1 protein-coding gene is annotated in these 465 nt (G+C 52.9%); it reads left to right on the forward strand.

Features of this window, described 5'->3' with window-relative positions; genetic code table 11:
• Positions 1-465, forward strand: a 465-nt coding sequence (locus HGH92_RS33485) for a hypothetical protein (protein WP_211092829.1), incomplete at both ends; no start/stop codon positions are given.

Here is a 465-nt window from a genome sequence, read left to right on the forward strand (position 1 = left end):
AGATCTGCGAAGGCCAGGCCACTACACTCAGCATCGACAACAGCAATACCGGTTACACTATCAAGTGGACACTTGATGGTACCGCCCTCCCTGCTGCTGACGGCAAAGTATCCTTCTCTCACACGCCGACCAAAGTTGGTGACAACGTATATGCGGTAACCGTGACCAACGGCGCTTGTACCGTAACCGACAACGTGACCGTGAAAGTGAGGTCTATGCCGACTGCTGATGCCGGTGATCCGGAAATTAAACAATGCGCTAAGGGCAACTTCACCGTAACAGGTAACCAGCCCGCCGTCGATCAGAAAGGCGTGTGGACTTTTGTAGGTGCTGACCTGGGTGCACAAATCACCAGTCCAAACAACTACACCACCACTGTAACAGGCGTGCCTGCGGGTAAATCCGTGACACTGCAATGGACAGTGACCAACACCTTCAAGTCTTCCTGTACCGCTTCTGATCAGA

Source organism: Chitinophaga varians (genome assembly GCF_012641275.1).
GTDB classification, from domain to species: domain Bacteria; phylum Bacteroidota; class Bacteroidia; order Chitinophagales; family Chitinophagaceae; genus Chitinophaga; species Chitinophaga varians_A.